This is a genomic window from Streptomyces sp. NPDC058401 (genome assembly GCF_042722885.1).
Taxonomy (GTDB): Bacteria; Actinomycetota; Actinomycetes; order Streptomycetales; family Streptomycetaceae; genus Streptomyces.
This window is the reverse complement of record NZ_JBHXKA010000084.1, coordinates 20,384-35,252: the sequence shown is the minus strand read 5'-3', so window position 1 is coordinate 35,252 and position 14,869 is coordinate 20,384. Positions and strand designations below refer to the sequence as shown.

At 72.4% G+C, this 14,869-nt stretch carries 12 protein-coding genes, 3 tRNA genes and 1 pseudogene; 10 read left to right on the top strand and 6 right to left on the bottom strand.

The window, feature by feature from the left end; all coding sequences use genetic code 11:
- From ACFWNV_RS26835 to ACFWNV_RS26815, 5 genes and pseudogenes are all read left to right on the top strand, one after another.
- Window positions 1-848, top strand: a pseudogene (locus ACFWNV_RS26835) (DNA polymerase III subunit gamma and tau); the annotation flags it as partial.
- 60 nt (window positions 849-908) lie between these two features.
- The gene (purD, locus tag ACFWNV_RS26830) at window positions 909-2,162 is read left to right on the top strand and encodes a phosphoribosylamine--glycine ligase (RefSeq protein WP_383951944.1); all 1,254 of its coding nucleotides are present in this window, start codon (window positions 909-911) and stop codon (window positions 2,160-2,162) included.
- Window positions 2,163-2,471: 309 nt separating this feature from the next.
- Window positions 2,472-4,070, top strand: a complete 1,599-nt coding sequence (locus tag ACFWNV_RS26825; protein ID WP_383951942.1) for a hypothetical protein — start codon at window positions 2,472-2,474, stop codon at window positions 4,068-4,070.
- A 167-nt stretch (window positions 4,071-4,237) separates the two neighbouring features.
- Window positions 4,238-5,725, top strand: coding sequence for a N,N-dimethylformamidase beta subunit family domain-containing protein (locus ACFWNV_RS26820; RefSeq protein ID WP_383951940.1), 1,488 nt, complete (start codon window positions 4,238-4,240; stop codon window positions 5,723-5,725).
- A 77-nt stretch (window positions 5,726-5,802) separates the two neighbouring features.
- Window positions 5,803-6,705 (top strand): phosphoribosylaminoimidazolesuccinocarboxamide synthase, encoded by a 903-nt coding sequence (locus ACFWNV_RS26815; RefSeq protein ID WP_383951938.1) that lies wholly within the window; start codon window positions 5,803-5,805, stop codon window positions 6,703-6,705.
- A gap of 79 nt (window positions 6,706-6,784) precedes the next feature.
- Here ACFWNV_RS26815 and ACFWNV_RS26810 read toward each other — a convergent pair.
- The 6 genes from ACFWNV_RS26810 to ACFWNV_RS26785 all read right to left on the bottom strand — a co-directional run bounded on the left by ACFWNV_RS26810 (window position 6,785) and on the right by ACFWNV_RS26785 (window position 9,486).
- Window positions 6,785-6,857: transfer RNA gene (locus ACFWNV_RS26810), tRNA-Gly, on the bottom strand.
- 24 nt (window positions 6,858-6,881) lie between these two features.
- Window positions 6,882-7,493 (bottom strand): response regulator, encoded by a 612-nt coding sequence (locus tag ACFWNV_RS26805; protein WP_383951936.1) that lies wholly within the window; start codon window positions 7,491-7,493, stop codon window positions 6,882-6,884.
- Window positions 7,490-8,734, bottom strand: coding sequence for a sensor histidine kinase (locus ACFWNV_RS26800; RefSeq protein WP_383951934.1), 1,245 nt, complete (start codon window positions 8,732-8,734; stop codon window positions 7,490-7,492). Before ACFWNV_RS26800 ends, ACFWNV_RS26805 begins: the two co-directional genes overlap by 4 nt.
- 123 nt (window positions 8,735-8,857) lie before the next feature.
- Window positions 8,858-8,930 (bottom strand) — tRNA-Gly (locus ACFWNV_RS26795).
- 79 nt (window positions 8,931-9,009) lie between these two features.
- A tRNA-Gly gene (locus ACFWNV_RS26790) sits at window positions 9,010-9,081 on the bottom strand.
- Window positions 9,082-9,168: 87 nt separating this feature from the next.
- On the bottom strand, window positions 9,169-9,486 hold the full coding sequence (locus ACFWNV_RS26785; protein WP_356511550.1) for an Lsr2 family protein: 318 nt from the start codon (window positions 9,484-9,486) through the stop codon (window positions 9,169-9,171).
- A gap of 355 nt (window positions 9,487-9,841) precedes the next feature.
- Between ACFWNV_RS26785 and purS the strand changes: the two genes are divergently transcribed.
- The 5 genes from purS (at window position 9,842) to ACFWNV_RS26760 (ending at window position 14,822) form a co-directional block, all read left to right on the top strand.
- The gene (gene purS, locus ACFWNV_RS26780) at window positions 9,842-10,093 is read left to right on the top strand and encodes a phosphoribosylformylglycinamidine synthase subunit PurS (protein WP_008740952.1); all 252 of its coding nucleotides are present in this window, start codon (window positions 9,842-9,844) and stop codon (window positions 10,091-10,093) included.
- 2 nt (window positions 10,094-10,095) lie between these two features.
- Window positions 10,096-10,776 carry a phosphoribosylformylglycinamidine synthase subunit PurQ gene (gene purQ, locus ACFWNV_RS26775; protein ID WP_250751956.1) on the top strand — a complete coding sequence of 227 codons (681 nt, stop codon included), beginning with the start codon at window positions 10,096-10,098 and terminating at the stop codon, window positions 10,774-10,776.
- The gene (purL, locus tag ACFWNV_RS26770) at window positions 10,773-13,022 is read left to right on the top strand and encodes a phosphoribosylformylglycinamidine synthase subunit PurL (RefSeq protein WP_383951931.1); all 2,250 of its coding nucleotides are present in this window, start codon (window positions 10,773-10,775) and stop codon (window positions 13,020-13,022) included. The genes purQ and purL overlap by 4 nt, the downstream gene beginning before the upstream one ends.
- Window positions 13,023-13,147: 125 nt before the next feature.
- Window positions 13,148-13,939: a sterol carrier family protein gene (locus ACFWNV_RS26765; RefSeq protein WP_383951929.1), complete on the top strand. Its 792-nt coding sequence runs from the start codon at window positions 13,148-13,150 to the stop codon at window positions 13,937-13,939.
- Window positions 13,940-13,994: 55 nt separating this feature from the next.
- A complete protein-coding gene (locus tag ACFWNV_RS26760) occupies window positions 13,995-14,822 on the top strand; it encodes an META domain-containing protein (RefSeq protein WP_383951927.1) in 828 nt (275 codons plus the stop codon).
- Window positions 14,823-14,869 lie beyond the last annotated feature (47 nt).

The following is a 14,869-nucleotide window of genomic DNA, read 5'->3' as shown; positions in this document are numbered from 1 at the left end:
GAGCAGCGCAGCCCGGCGGCGGCGCCCCCGGTGCCTGGCCCGGCGCCGCGACCCCCGGCGCCCCCGCGGCCCCGGCTGCCGCCGTGGCTCCGGCCGCCGCCCCCGCCGCGGGTGCCTGGCCCGGCGCGGCCACCCCCGGCGCCCCGGTGGCCCCGGCGGCTCCCCCGGCCCCCGCGCAGGCCTCCCAGGCCTCCGCTCCGGCGGCGCCCGCCGCCCCGGCTCCGCACATGGCCGCCGGCGCGGGGCAGATCCAGGCGATGTGGCCGGCCGTCCTGGACGCCGTCAAGAACCGCCGCCGCTTCACCTGGATCCTGCTCAGCCAGAACGCCCAGGTGGCCGGCTTCGACGGCACCACCCTCCAGCTCGGCTTCCCCAATGCCGGAGCCCGCGACAACTTCGCGAGCAGCGGCAGCGAGGACGTGCTCAAGGCGGTGCTCGCCGAGCAGTTCCAGGTCACCTGGAAGATCGAGGCCGTGGTCGGCGGCGGAGCCCAGCCGATGGCCCCCGTGTCCGCGTCCTCCTACGGGGCTGCGCCCGCGCCCGCCTACAACCAGCCGCAGGCCCAGCAGGCCCCGCAGCAGTCCCAGCAGGCGTACCAGCAGCCCCAGCAGTCGCAGCAGGCGCATCAGCAGCAGCCGCAGCGGTCCCAGCAGCCGCAGCAGTCGTACCAGCAGCAGCAGTCCCAGCAGCACCAGCCGCCCACCCACCAGGCGCCCCCGCCGGTCGCCCCCGAGGACGATGTCGCGGAGGCCGACGACCCGGACCTCGTGGACACGGCGCTGAGCGGACACGACCTGATCGTGCGCGAGCTCGGAGCCACCGTTGTAGAGGAATACACGAACGACTAGGGGGTCCGACTTGGGTGCCCGCACGAAGGGCATCCGGGAACGCGGGCTAGTCTTCATGGCGTGAAGGTCCTCGTCATCGGCGGCGGCGCCCGCGAACATGCCCTGTGCCGCTCTCTGTCCCTCGATTCCGACGTCAACGCGCTGTACTGCGCTCCCGGCAACGCCGGCATCGCCGAGGTGGCCGAACTCCGCCCCGTCGACCCGCTCGACGGCGAAGCCGTCGCCCGGCTCGCCACCGAGCTCGGCGCCGACCTGGTCGTCGTCGGCCCGGAGGCCCCGCTCGTCGCCGGAGTCGCCGACTCCGTGCGCGCGGCAGGCATCCCCGTCTTCGGCCCGTCCGGCGAAGCGGCGCAGCTGGAGGGTTCCAAGGCCTTCGCCAAGGACGTGATGGCCGCCGCCGGAGTCCCGACGGCCCGCAGCTACGTCTGCACCACCCCGGAAGAGGTGGACGAGGCCCTCGACGCCTTCGGCGCCCCGTACGTGGTCAAGGACGACGGCCTCGCCGCCGGCAAGGGCGTCGTGGTCACCGACGACCGGGCCGCCGCCCGCGCCCACGCGCTGGGCTGCGACCGCGTGGTCATCGAGGAGTTCCTCGACGGCCCCGAGGTCTCCCTCTTCGCCATCACCGACGGCGTCACCGTGCTGCCGCTCCAGCCCGCGCAGGACTTCAAGCGCGCGCTCGACGGCGACGCGGGCCCCAACACCGGCGGCATGGGCGCGTACTCGCCCCTCCCCTGGGCCGACCCGAAGCTCGTCGACGAGGTCATGGCCTCCGTCCTGCAGCCCACGGTCGACGAGCTGCGCCACCGCGGCACCCCCTTCTCCGGGCTGCTCTACGCGGGCCTCGCCATCACCTCGCGCGGCGTGCGGGTCATCGAGTTCAACGCCCGCTTCGGCGACCCCGAGACCCAGGTGGTCCTGGCCCGGCTGCGCACCCCGCTCGCGGGCGTGCTGCTGGGCTCCGCCAACGGCACCCTGGACACCCTGCCCCCGCTCAGCTGGCGCGAGGACGCGGCCGTCACGGTGGTCATCGCCTCCCACAACTACCCGGAGACCCCGCGCACCGGGGACCCCATCACGGGCCTGGCCGAGGTGGCCGAGCTGGACGCCCCGTACGCGTACGTCCTGCACGCCGGGACCCGCAACGAGGGCGACGCCGTCGTCAGCGCGGGCGGTCGCGTGCTGTCGGTGACCGCGACCGGTTCCGATCTGGCGGAGGCCCGGGACAGGGCGTATAAGGCGGTCGGGCGGATCGGGCTCGACGGCTCGCAGTACCGCACGGACATCGCGGCGAAGGTCGCGGAACAGGCCTGATCAGGCCTGATCGGCGGGATCTCACGGAAGCGGGCCCGGTGCGCACTCGGTGCGGCCGGGCCCGCGCGCATGCTCGCGTGCGAGTGCATCCAGCCGCTTTCGAACGCACCCAGCTTTACCCAAAGCCATTCCATCGGGTGATCGTCCCCCGGTCTGCCTGACGTTCGCCCGCGCCCCAACTATGGTGCGGCGCAAGCATTGCGGCTCCCGTTCCGGCACATGGCCCACCGGCATTGCGATGTCAGTGGCTGATGTCACAGTGGGGGAGTGAGCAACGCCGCCGCATCGCAGAGGGGGTGAGGTCCGGCCGTGTCCGGAACCGGTTCGATCGCTGAAGTGGGTACGCCGTCCGCGCGTTCCCGTGCCTTGGCCGTGCTGCGTGTGCGCAGCAGGGCACTGGCCGTCGGGCTGCTGCCCGCCGCCGTGGCCGTGGTGCTGGTGAGCGCCCGTACGACGGGCCGGCTCGCCGGTGACCCGTGGCCGGCCGTCACCCTCGCCGTGTGCGCCGTCGCCGCCTTCGTCCTGCTCGTCGGCGGGATCTTCGCCGCCGTCGTGCTGCGGGCGAGCCCCGCCATGACCCCGACCGTGCCGCTGTCGGAGTCCGCCGCCCCCGATCTCTACCGGCTCGTGCGGGACCTGGCGGACCGGATGGACGTTCCGGCGCCCTCCGCGATAGCCCTGACCCCCGACTGCGACAGCTGGCTGGAGGACCGCACGCACGCGGCGCACCGCCGGACCGGCACCCGCACGTCCGGCACGGCCGGCGGCCCGGAGTCCGAGCCCGGCGCCGCCCCGGTGCTGGTGATCGGCTCGCCGTTCCTGTGGTGGATGAGGGTCGCCGAACTCCGGGCCGTCCTCGCGCCCGTCGTCGCCGGTACGGGCCCCTCCGCCCACCCCGACATAGCCGACGCGCGCGGATTCGTACGGGGCCTGGACGCCGCCGTGGACGTGGGCGGCCGGCGCTTCCTCGGCTGGATCGCCGCCCCCGCCCGGCTGCTGCTGCGGCTGTGCCGGGTGGACGCCGCCGAGATGGAGCGCGGGGTCGCCGCCGCCGCCTCGGACCGTGCACAGGGTGTGGACTACGCGCTGCGCATCGCCGCCCAGGAGCAGGTCGGGCTGGCGTACGCCGGCTGGGACCGGCTGCTGACCCGCGTCGCCCTGCCCGCCTGGCGGATGGGCCGCTGGCCCGCGCACCTGGATGCGGGCGTGGTCTCCGCACTGACCGAGCTGTCCCGCCGCGACCGGCTGGCCGACGGGTTCACCTCGCGCCTGGGCGAGCGCCCGGCGTGCGATCTGCTGGACCAGCCGGGTGCGGTGGACGAGGCCGCCTCGCTGCTGGCCGCGCGGCTGTTCCACGGCGGCCCGGCCGAGGCCGGCCCTGACTGGTCCCCGGTGGACTGGGCGGCCTACCCGGAAGAGGTCGTCGACCGCAAGTGGCGCACGGAGGCGGCCCGCCTGCTGGCCGCCCTGGACGCACTGTCGGCCGCCTCGGTGCCCGCCGCCTCCACGGTGGAGCGGGTGCTGATCCACCTCGCGGACACCGATGCCGACGCCCTGGCGGGCCGGCTGAGCGGTGCCCTGGCACGGGAGGCCGTGCCCGTGGCGGCCGCCGCCGCGGGCAGCGGGGCCGACGCCCTGCCGCTGTTCCCGCTGGAGGCTCCGCGCAGCGGGCGGGACCTGCTGGCAGACCACGTCGTGGCGCTGGTGTGCTGCGCCGCGGTCGACTCCGCGGGAGGCGAGCCCGGGCTGGACTGGCTGGACGGGCCGGTCCTGCTGGTCTCCGGGGTGCGGCGGGCCGATCTCGCCGGACCGGTGCTGGCGCTCGTGGAGGACCGGGACCCCGGCCCGCTGCGGGACTGGCTCGCGGAGGTCGGCGTACGCCCCGAGAAGCCGGTCCGCCTGGTCTGAGCCCCGGGCCCCGGGCCGCCCTCCGGTCACCGGGCCGGGCCCGGTCGGGCGCGACAAAGCGAGGGCCGTTGAAGTTTTCGCGACGAACGGTGACGGAGTGCGTGCGTTATGTGATGTGCTGGGGACAGGTCGCGGCGTTCGGGGGACCGAGGGAGGGGAGCAGCGGTATGGGTGCGGAGCAGATCAGGCGTTGGGAGTCGGGTGCGCTCGCGCACGCGGTGACCGATCCCTTCGGCCAGGGCCCCCTTCCGTGGTTCCGGGGGAGCGAGCTCTACTACGACGACAACGGCCAGGTCGTGCCCTGGTACGTGGACCCGGCCGTGGCCGCCGGTCCGGGGCAGCAGATCCCCCGCGCCCGGGGCGCGGGCGGCCCCCGCACCGCCGACGACGTGCACCGGCAGATCAAGGGGTTCGCCTCCACCGGAGCCGTCGCGCCCGGTGAGGCCATCGACTTCCACATCACCGTGGATCCGCCCCAGCAGTTCTCCGTGGACGTCTACCGCATCGGGCACTACGGCGGCGACGGCGCCTCCAAGATCACCACCAGCCCCCGGCTCTCCGGCATCGTCCAGCCCGCCCCGCTGACCGCCGACCGCACCGTCTCCTGCCATCACTGGTGGCTGTCCTGGCGGCTCCAGGTCCCTTCGTACTGGAGCGTCGGCGCCTATGTGGCGGTCCTGACGACCGCCGACGGGTACCGCTCGCACATCCCCTTCACGGTGCGCGACGACCACCCGGCCGATCTGCTGCTCCTGCTGCCCGACATCACCTGGCAGGCCTACAACCTCTACCCGGAGGACGGCAGAACGGGCGCGAGCCTCTACCACGCCTGGGACGAGGAGGGCCGGCTGCTCGGCGAGCGCGACGCCGCCATCACCGTCTCCTTCGACCGCCCCTACGCCGGTGCGGGCCTGCCCCTGCACGTGGGCCACGCCTACGACTTCATCCGCTGGGCCGAGCGCTACGGCTACGACCTGGCCTACGCCGACGCCCGCGACCTGCACGCCGGCCGCGTCGACCCCACCCGCTACCGCGGCCTGGTCTTCCCCGGACACGACGAGTACTGGTCCGGGCCCATGCGCCGCACCGTCGAGCGCGCCCGCGACCACGGGACCTCGCTCGTCTTCCTCTCCGCCAACACCATGTACTGGCAGGTCGAGCTCTCCCCCTCGCCCTCCGGAGTCGACGACCGGCTCCTGACCTGCCGAAAACGCCGCGGCCCGGGCCGCCCCAGCCTCTGGCGCGAGGTGGACCGCCCGGAGCAGCAGCTGCTCGGCATCCAGTACGCGGGACGGGTCCCCGAGCCCGCACCGCTCATCGTGCGCAATGCCACGCACTGGCTCTGGGACTCCACCGGAGCCGTCGAGAACGACGAACTGCCCGGCCTGGTCGCGGGCGAGGCCGACCGGTACTTCCCGCGCACGCAGCTCCCCGAGCACCAGAGCCGGATCCTGCTCGCGCACTCCCCGTACGAGGACGGCGACGGCCACCGCCGCCACCAGGAGACCTCCCTCTACCGGGCCCCCAGCGGCGCGCTCGTCTTCGCCTCCGGCACCTTCGCCTGGTCCCCGGCCCTCGACCGCCCCGGGCACGTGGACGAGCGGGTCCAGCGGGCCACCGCCAATCTCCTCGACCGGATCTGCAAGAGGGACTGACCGGACCCGTTGTCCGGGGTCGTGGCCGGGTGCGGGAGAATGGGCCGCGCGCTCGTACAGAACCACAGGGAGACTCCGTGCCCGGATTCGTCGAAAAGCCCGAGCCGGTCCAGGTGCCCGGCCTCGTCCACCTCCACACCGGCAAGGTCCGCGACCTCTACCGCGACGAGGACGGCCGTCTCGTCATGGTCGCCAGTGACCGCATCTCCGCCGCCGACTGGGTGCTGCCCACCGAGATCCCGGACAAGGGCCGGATCCTGACCCAGCTGTCCCTGTGGTGGTTCGACCAGCTCGCGGACATCGTCCCGAACCACGTCATCAGCACCGAGCTGCCCGCCGGCGCCCCCGCCGACTGGGCCGGCCGCGCCCTGGTCTGCCAGAACCTCGACATGGTCCCCGTCGAGTGCGTGGCCCGCGGCTACCTGACCGGCTCGGGCCTCGCCGAGTACGAGAAGACCCGTACGGTCTGCGGACTCGGCCTGCCCGAGGGCCTGGTCGACGGCTCCGAGCTGCCCGGCCCGATCTTCACCCCGGCCGCCAAGGCCGAGGTCGGCGAGCACGACGAGAACGTCTCCTACGAGGAGGTCGCGCGCACCCAGGGCGCCGAGACGGCCGCCCTGCTGCGCCAGACCACCCTCGCCGTGTACGGCCGGGCCCGGGACATCGCCCGTGACCGCGGGATCATCCTGGCGGACACCAAGTTCGAGTTCGGCTTCGACAAGGACGGCAACCTGGTCGCCGCCGACGAGGTGCTGACCCCGGACTCCTCCCGCTTCTGGCCGGCCGACCTGTGGGAGCCGGGCCACGCCCAGCCGTCCTTCGACAAGCAGTACGTCCGCGACTGGCTGTCCTCCCCGGCCTCCGGCTGGGACTCCAAGGGCGAACTCCCGCCGCCCGCCCTCCCGCAGGAGGTCGTGGAGCAGACCCGCTCCCGCTACGTCGAGGCCTACGAGCGCCTCACCGGCCAGACCTGGGCCTGAACCCGTGTTCCGGCCCGGGGCGTCCCCGGGCCGGAACGAAAGAAGCCCCGGTCCGAGGACCGGGGCTTCTTCACTGCTGAGCGGACAACGCGACTCGAACGCGCGACATCCACCTTGGCAAGGTGGTGCTCTACCAACTGAGCTATGTCCGCAGGTGCGCCGTAGCGCGAGAACTACTATACCCAACCCCGGGCCCGTGCGAGACGCACCGCCGTGTGCCGGTTCTCGGCGCCCAGCTTCGTGGCCGCGGAGGACAGGTAGTTCCGTACCGTCCCCGGGGAGAGCGAGGCCCGCTCCGCGATCTCCGCGATCGGCGCCCCGTCCCCCGCCAGTTCCAGTACCTCGGCCTCGCGGGCGGTCAGCGGGGAGTCGCCCGCGCTGATCGCGTCGGCCGCCAACTCCGGGTCCACGTAACGGCCTCCGGCGTGCACGGTACGGATCAGCTCGGCCAGCCGCTGCGCCGAGACGGTCTTCGGGGCGAAGGCCCGTACGCCCGCCGCGAGGGCCCGCTTCAGATGCCCGGGCCGCCCGTGGCTGGTCACGATCATGGTCTTGCAGTCGGGGAGTTCGGCCCGCAGGGCTGTGGCCACGCTCACACCGTCGGCCCCCGGCATCTGCAGGTCCAGCACCGCCACGTCCGGCCGGTGGGCGCGCGCCATCGCGAGCGCCTCCGGCCCCGAAGCGGCCTCGGCGACGACCAGCAGATCGTCCTCCAGCCCCAGCAGCGCGGCGAGCGCGCCGCGGATCAGGTGCTCGTCGTCGGCCAGCAGTACGCGTACGGGGCTCATGCCCGCGCCTCCAGTTCTCGGATCGGACCGGCCGCCGGGCCGGGGATCTGCGCCCGCAGCCGGAACCGGCCCCCGTCCACCGGGCCGGCCTCCAGCGTGCCGTCCAGCACCGCGAGCCGTTCCCGCAGGCCCGCGAGCCCCGAGCCCGGCGGCCCGGCCGGGGCCTTGGGGGCCCCGTCGTTCTCCACCACCAGCGTGAGCGTGCCCGAGGGGGCCGCCGTCAGCCGGATCACGCAGCTGCGGGCGTCGCCGTGCCGCAGCACGTTCGTCGTCGCCTCGCGCACCACCCAGCCGAGCGCCGACTGGGCCTCGGCGGGCAGCTCGCGGCCCTGCTCGTACTCGACCAGGCAGTCCATCCCGGCCGCGTGCAGGACCCCGCGCGCACCCTCCAGCTCCACCGCGAGGTTCGCCTCGCGGTAGCCGCGGACTACGTCGCGGACCTCCTTCTGGGACTCCCGGGCGATCCGCTGCACCTCGATCATCTGGTCGACGGCCTCGGGGCGTTCGCGCCGGGCGAGCTGCACGGCCAGCTCGCTCTTGAGGGCGATCACCGCCAGGTTGCGGCCCATCACGTCGTGCAGGTCCCGGCCGAACCGCAGCCGCTCCTCGGCCACCGCGAGCTGCGCCTGGACCTCGCGGGCCCGGTCCAGCTCGCACACGGTGTCGAGCAGCCAGCCGGAGAACCCGCAGGCCGCGCTGATCAGGGCGCTGGTCAGCAGTACCCCGACGGCGAGCCCCGCGGACTCGCCGGCCGGGACGCCGAAGGCGAGGAACGCCAGGCCCACGTAGGCGGCCGCTCCCGGTGCCACGTAGCGCATCTGCCGGACCTTGCGCAGGCACAGGACGAGCGTGCCGCTGGCGTAGCAGGTCATTCCGGCGACGAGGGTCGGGGCCGTCGCCGGGTCGCCGGTGAGCCCGGCGACCCGCAGGCCGAGGACGCCCAGGGTGGCGGCGGCGGTCAGGGCGGTGACGGCGACCGCGAGCCGCACCGGGCGCTCGCGCCGCCCCAGGATCCAGTCGAGCGAGCGGGAGGAGAGGAAGCCGACGAGCAGGGAGTGCGCGCACACCATGAGGAAGAGCGCGACCGGCACGGCCGGCGAGCCCTTTCCGCCCGTCGAGCCCAGCACGGCCAGTCCGATCGACACGATCTCGAGGACCACGAAGAAGTGGAACGACCAGCGCGTGTACAGCTCGACCTTCCCCGCGCTGCTGCGGTTCTTCCACCAGCCGCTGAGTTTCATGGCCCCAGTCTCGCGGGCCCCGGGCCGCGGAGGCCATGACACCTGTCACGGATCTCGGAGCGGACCGATAACCCCGGACATACGACAAAGGCCCCGGTCAATGACCGGGGCCTTCATACGCTGAGCGGACGACGCGACTCGAACGCGCGACATCCACCTTGGCAAGGTGGTGCTCTACCAACTGAGCTACGTCCGCATGCTTCCCACGACAAAACTGCCGTGCGATGCGTGCATCACTCTACCTGATCCACAACCGTGGTCGGTAAAGCGAGCAGAGCGGGTGACAGGGATCGCACACTGCGCCTTCCTCCTGGAAGGAGGATGTTCTGCTACTGAACTACACCCGCACGACTTCGGGGTCCGGCCTCTCGGCCGCGCCCCTTGGCGTGATCCACACACTAGCGGACCGGTAGGGGTGGATGGCAAATCGGCTCTCAGTGAGCCGCGTTGTACTCCTCGTAGACCTTCTTGGGGATGCGCCCGCGCGGCGGGACGTCGAGCTGGTTGGAGCGGGCCCAGGCCCGGACCACCGCCGGGTCGGGGGCGATGGCGGTGTGCTTGAAGGTCTTCCCCGAGCGGGCCTGCCGGCGGCCGGCGGCCACGAAGGGGGCCAGGCTCTTCCGCAGTTTCTTTGCGTTGGCCACATTGAGGTCGATCTCGTACGACTTACCGTCCAGCCCGAAGACGACCGTTTCCGATGCATCTCCGCCATCGATGTCGTCGGAGATCGTGACTACTACGCGCTGCGCCACGGATATCGGTCCCTTCGTGCGACGCCGCTCCGGCTGACGTGCGCGGACGGAGCGGTGATGTCGCCTGTGTGGATGTTTCGGAAGAATGCATCTTTCTGGCGTCGCCGTGCACCGAAAAATGCCGGTGCAACGGAGGATTCCTTTGTACCCCGATTCTCATTGCATTGCGAAGCCCAGTTAATTATCTCCGCGTGTCCCGCCGCAATCCCGTGCACGTGGTTTTCCGGCGGATTTTGCGAAGCGTTGGTGAAGCCGAAACGGCGTGGAGGATCATACAAGAGAGATATCTACCCGCGTAGAAATTTCCTACGGGTACGCTGAGGGAACCGCCTTCGCACCAACCACCTCATCGGGAGTGCCAGTGGCACGCGTCGTAGTCGACGTCATGCTCAAGCCGGAGATCCTCGACCCCCAGGGCCAGGCGGTGCAGCGTGCACTGCCGCGCCTGGGCTTCGAAGGGATCGCCGACGTTCGCCAGGGGAAGCGCTTCGAACTGGAAGTGGAGGGCCCGGTCGACCAGGCCGCCCTCGACCGCATCCACAAGATGGCCGAAACCTTCCTCGCCAACACCGTCATCGAAGACTTCACCGTGAAGGTCGAGGCCTGACGGTGACCACTCGCATCGGAGTCGTCACGTTCCCCGGAACGCTCGACGACCGTGACTCGCTGCGCGCCGTGCGCCTCGCGGGAGCCGAGCCCGTATCGCTCTGGCACCGCGACAAGGACCTGCACCAGGTCGACGCGGTCGTCCTCGCGGGCGGCTTCTCCTACGGGGACTACCTGCGCGCCGGAGCCATCTCCCGCTTCTCGCCGGTGATGGAGAGCATCATCGAGCAGGCCAAGGGCGGCATGCCCGTCCTCGGCATCTGCAACGGCTTCCAGATCCTCACCGAGGCCCACCTGCTGCCGGGGGCGATGCTCCGCAACAACCACCTGCACTTCATCTGCCGCGACCAGAAGCTGCGGGTGGAGAACGCGGAGACGGCCTGGACCGGCGACTACACCGCCGGCGAGGAGATCTCCGTACCGCTCAAGAACATGGACGGCCGCTACGTGGCCGACGAGCGGGTGCTGGACGAACTGGAGGCCGAAGGACGCGTGGCCTTCCGGTACGTCGACGTCAACCCCAACGGCTCGCTGCGCGACATCGCCGGCATCACCAACGCCGCGGGCAACGTCGTCGGCCTCATGCCGCACCCCGAGCACGCGGTCGAGCCGCTGATCGGGACGGGCCGCACCGACGGCCTCCCGTTCTTCACCTCGGTCCTGAAGAAGCTGGTCAGCGCATGAGCCTCGACACCGTCAAGAACGCCACCGAGACCCCGGACGCCTCCCAGCCCTGGAAGGAACTCGGCCTCAAGGAGGACGAGTACGCCCGGATCCGCGAGATCCTCGACCGCCGTCCCACCGGCGCCGAGCTCGCCATGTACTCCGTCATGTGGTCCGAGCACTGCTCGTACAAGAGCAGCAAGGTCCACCTGAAGCAGTTCGGCGAGAAGGTCCCGCAGAACGACGCCATGCTCGTCGGCATCGGCGAGAACGCCGGAGTCGTCGACGTCGGCCAGGGGTACGCGGTCACCTTCAAGGTCGAGTCGCACAACCACCCGTCGTACATCGAGCCCTACCAGGGCGCGGCCACCGGCATCGGCGGCATCGTCCGCGACATCCTCGCCATGGGCGCCCGCCCGATCGCGGTCGTCGACCCGCTCCGCTTCGGCGCGGCCGACCACCCCGACACCAAGCGCGTCCTGCCGGGCGTCGTCGCGGGCATCGGCGGCTACGGAAACTGCCTCGGCCTGCCGAACATCGGCGGCGAGGTCGTCTTCGACGCCTGCTACCAGGGCAACCCCCTCGTCAACGCCGGCTGCATCGGCGTCATGAAGCACGAGGACATCCACCTCGCCAAGGCCTCCGGCCCCGGCAACAAGGTCATCCTCTACGGCGCCCGCACGGGCGGCGACGGCATCGGCGGCGTGTCCGTCCTCGCCTCGGAGACCTTCGACGACACGAAGCCGACCAAGCGTCCGGCGGTCCAGGTCGGCGACCCCTTCCAGGAGAAGCTCCTCATCGAGTGCACCCTGGAGATCTTCAAGGAGAAGCTGGTCGCGGGCATCCAGGACCTCGGCGGCGCCGGGCTCTCCTGCGCCACGAGCGAGCTCGCCTCCGCCGGCACCGGCGGCATGCGCGTCGACCTCGACACCGTCCCGCTGCGCGACGCCACGCTCTCGCCCGAGGAAATCCTCATGAGTGAGTCGCAGGAGCGCATGTGCGCGATCGTCGAACCGCAGTACGTGGACCGCTTCATGGAGATCTGCGAGAAGTGGGACGTCATCGCCACCGTCATCGGTGAGGTGACCGACGGCGACCACCTGGAGATCTTCTGGCACGGCGAGCTCATCGTGGACGTGCCCCCGGGCACCGTCGCCCACGAGGGCCCGACCTACCACCGCCCGTACGCCCGCCCGTCGTGGCAGGACGCGCTCCAGGCCGACGACGCGGGCAAGCTGCCCCGCCCGCAGACCTCCGAGGAGCTCCGCGCGCAGGTCCTGGCCCTGGTCTCGTCGCCGAACCAGGCCTCGAAGTCCTGGATCACCGACCAGTACGACCGCTTCGTCCAGGGCAACACGGTGCTCTCGCAGCCCGAGGACGCCGGCATGGTCCGCATCGACGAGGAGACCAACCTCGGCGTGGCCATGTCCACGGACGGCAACGGCCGCTACGCCAAGCTCGACCCCTACACGGGTGCGCAGCTCGCGCTGGCGGAGTCCTACCGCAACGTGGCCGCGACCGGAGCCAAGCCCCTCGCGATCTCCGACTGCCTGAACTTCGGCTCCCCCGAGGACCCGGACGTCATGTGGCAGTTCGCCGAGGCCACCCGCGGCCTCGCGGACGGCTGCCTGGAGCTGGGCACCCCGGTGACCGGCGGCAACGTCTCCCTCTACAACCAGACGGGCGACATCGCCATCCACCCGACCCCGGTCGTGGCGGTGCTCGGCGTGATCGACGACGTCAACCGCCGTACGCCGATGGCGTTCGCGGAGGCCGGCCAGCTGCTGTACCTGCTCGGCGACACCGCCGAGGAGTTCGGCGGCTCGGCCTGGTCCGAGGTGGTCCACCAGCACCTCGGCGGCATGCCGCCCAAGGTGGACCTGGGCCGCGAGAAGCTCCTCGCGGAGATCCTGATCTCGGCCTCGCGCGACGGCATGATCGACGCCGCGCACGACCTGTCCGACGGCGGCCTGATCCAGGCGCTCACCGAGTCCTGCCTCAAGGGCGGCAACGGTGCGCGGATCGTGGTGCCCGAGGCGCTCGACGCCTTCACCTTCCTGTTCTCCGAGTCCGCGGGCCGGGCCATCGTGGCCGTCCCGCGCAGCGAGGAGCTCCGCTTCACCGACATGTGCGGTGCGCGGGGCCTGCCGGCGACCCGGATCGGTGTGGTGGACGGCGAGGAGATCGAGATCCAGGGCGAGTTCACCCTCCCCCTGACCGAGCTCCGCACCGCCCACGAGGCCACGATCCCGGCGCTGCTCGCCTGAGCCGCCCCCCTTCGTGACCCGAGCCCCCGTCCGGAACCGATCCGGGCGGGGGCTCGTCCGTCGGGGCGGACCCTTGCAGGCAGCGCAGCGCGCGGCGGCGAAGGCGGGGCCAGTAAGGTCGGCCCATGCCGCCCGCCAAGAAGAAGCCGCGCACCTACGACCAGGCCCGGATCCGTACGGCCGTCCTCGCGCAGTTCGGCCATGTACGGGACGCCGTACGGGAGTTGGAGCCTGAGCAGCTGGCCCGCCCGAGCGGGGTCGGGGACTGGTCCGTCGCCGAACTGGCCGCGCACATCGCGTGGATCGCCGACTCGCTGGCCGGCGGGCTCGCCCGGCCGCCCGCCGCCGTCGCCGAGCTGCCCGCCGCCGAGTGGCCGTTCGCGACGGCCTCGCTCGCGGGGAAGATCGCGGAGGCCGCCAAGGAGACCCTGGAGGGCGCCCCGCTCGCCGAGCTCTACGACCGGGCCGGCGCCCGCCTGGCCGAGGCGCTCGACGCGAACCCGGGCAGCCGGGTGCTGGACCTGTGGATCGGGGCCATGACCCTGGCCGACTTCCTGGTCACCCGCACCGTCGAGCTCGTCGTCCACACCGACGACCTGCGCCGCGCCACCGGACTGGACATCCCCCTGGACCGCCAGGCCCTGGCCGCCTGCACCCGGCTGCTCGCCGACGCCCTCGCGCTCAAGGCCCCGGGCGGGGCGGTGGAGTTCCGGGTACCGCCGTTCGCTGTGGTGCAGTGCGTCGAGGGGCCCCGGCACACCCGCGGCACCCCGCCGAACGTGGTGGAGACCGACCCGCTGACCTGGATCCGGCTCGCCACCGGCCGTACGAGCTGGGCCGAAGCACTGGACGGGGCCCAGGTCCGGGCAAGCGGCGAGCGCGCCGACCTCTCGGCGCTGCTCCCCTTGATGAGCTGATCCCCCGGATGAGCTGATCCGGGAACCGGTTCGGGGCCGCCCGCGTCCCACCGGCATGCGTACGCTGCCGCTCCTCCCCGCCGCCCTGGTCGCCGTGCTCGCGCTGTCCGCCACCGCCACCGCCTGCGGTGACGGCGGGGGCGCGCGGGGGACGCTCCCCCTCCAGGGGTTCTCCGGACCCTGGTCGGTCGAGAGCCTGACCGTCGACGGCAAGACGCTGGCGGCCCCCGCGGCGGCCCGGCTGTCCGTGGAACGCGGCAAGGGCAACGAGGCCGAGGCCACCGGGAACTACGGCTGCAACGGCTTCACCGCCGCGGTGGTCTTCGACTCGGCGGCCGCCATCACCGTGTCGCCCGGCGTCCACACCGAGATGGCCTGCCCCGACCTGCCGTTCGAGACGGCCTTCGCCAAGCTGTTCACGGGCCGGCTGACCGTGGAACAGAGCCCGGAGAAGATCACGTTGAAGGCCCCGGACGGGAACGCGATCGCCCTGAGCTCCAAGCCCCCGGCCCCCGCCGCCCCGCTCGTCGCCACGCAGTGGACCGTCGATTCCCTGATCAAGGGGGAGAGCGCCGCCCCGGTCCCGGCCGATGCCGCGGGCCGGGCCCGCTTCACCCTGGCCGCGGACGGCACGGCGAGCGGCAGCCTCGGCTGCAACCGCTTCAACGCGACGGCCGCCGTCGAGGGCAGCCGGCTCACCTTCGGCCCCCTCACCACCACCCGGATGGCCTGCGAGGGCGGCCCCGGAGAGGTCGAGCGGGCCCTCACCGAACTGTTCGGCTCCGGCCCGCTCGACTGGAAGGTCCAGGGCGACACCCTCACCCTCACCGCGCCCGCTTCGGCCAACGCCCTCACCGCGACGGCGGCCTCGGCCGTCGAGTGACGGCGCCGTCCCCTCACCCGTTCACGTGGACGCACTTTCCACAGGCT

What these genes read in the sequence shown, in the direction of transcription:
- ACFWNV_RS26765 (WP_383951929.1), top strand. Translation starts at nt 13,148, where the DNA reads ATGCCGCCCGCCAAGAAGAAGCCGCGCACCTACGACCAGGCCCGGATC.
- ACFWNV_RS26800 (WP_383951934.1), bottom strand. Translation starts at nt 8,734, where the DNA reads ATGAAACTCAGCGGCTGGTGGAAGAACCGCAGCAGCGCGGGGAAGGTC.
- ACFWNV_RS26805 (WP_383951936.1), bottom strand. Translation starts at nt 7,493, where the DNA reads ATGAGCCCCGTACGCGTACTGCTGGCCGACGACGAGCACCTGATCCGC.
- ACFWNV_RS26820 (WP_383951940.1), top strand. Translation starts at nt 4,238, where the DNA reads ATGGGTGCGGAGCAGATCAGGCGTTGGGAGTCGGGTGCGCTCGCGCAC.
- ACFWNV_RS26760 (WP_383951927.1), top strand. Translation starts at nt 13,995, where the DNA reads ATGCGTACGCTGCCGCTCCTCCCCGCCGCCCTGGTCGCCGTGCTCGCG.
- purL (WP_383951931.1), top strand. Translation starts at nt 10,773, where the DNA reads ATGAGCCTCGACACCGTCAAGAACGCCACCGAGACCCCGGACGCCTCC.